Below are 796 nucleotides of genomic sequence, written 5' to 3' on the forward strand. Positions count from 1 at the left end.
ATCCTGGGCGGAGCCGCCCTGCGGGGCGTCTCCGCCCAGGATCAGGTCGAGCTGGGGACGGATGCCGAGCACCTGGTGGACGGCCTCGGCGAGCACGCGGTCGCCGCCGCGGCCCAGCAGCATCTGGCGGGGGCCGTCCTGCTGGAAGCCGATGGTGAGGAGCGAGCCGTCGTAGCCGGCCACGCTCGCGTTGTCCTTCACGATCATCCACATCAGGCGCGAGGCGTCCTCGAGGGCCGCGAGGATGTCCGGCCAGGCCCGGCGGACCTTTTCCACCTGGCTCGGGGCCGGCGCGGAGGCCGCGCTCGAGGGCACCGCGGAGCCCGCGGCGTCCGCCTCAGCCTGCGGGCGCTCCGCAGCCCGCTCGGCCGCCTGGGGACGGGTCGACGCGGGGCTCGCCTCCGGGGCGCCCGCGGCGGGGCGCTCGGCAGGCCGCTCGGTGGTTGTCGGTCGCTCGGCCTGCGCCGTCTGCTGCTGCCGCTGCTCCGGCTGCCTCGCCGGGGCCGGGGGAGGGGTCTGCCGCTGCGGCCGGTCCTGCTGCGCGGGCTGCTCGGGCCGGGTGGCATCGGGCCGCTGGGCCGAGGCACCGGCCTCCGGGGACGACGACGCGGCGGGCGGCGCCCAGCGCTCGGGGCGGGGATGCTCCGACTGCGCGGGTTGAGCCGACGGAGCGGCCTGCCCGACCGGGGACGGCATCGGCGTCGGCTCCGGCTGCGCCGGCGCCTTCTCCGACTGCGTCGCCTCTTGCGCCTCCGGCCGGCGCATCGCGGCGCGGGCCAGCGCGGCGCCCGTCAGC

1 protein-coding gene is annotated in these 796 nt (G+C 78.9%); it reads right to left on the reverse strand.

Annotated elements, in window-relative coordinates; all coding sequences use genetic code 11:
• On the reverse strand, positions 1 to 276 hold a 276-nt coding region (locus NWP10_RS12210; protein WP_258301080.1), incomplete at its 3' end, for a hypothetical protein.
• Positions 277 to 796 lie beyond the last annotated feature (520 nt).

Source organism: Micrococcus sp. HG099 (genome assembly GCF_024723355.1).
Classification (GTDB): Bacteria; Actinomycetota; Actinomycetes; order Actinomycetales; family Micrococcaceae; genus Micrococcus; species Micrococcus endophyticus.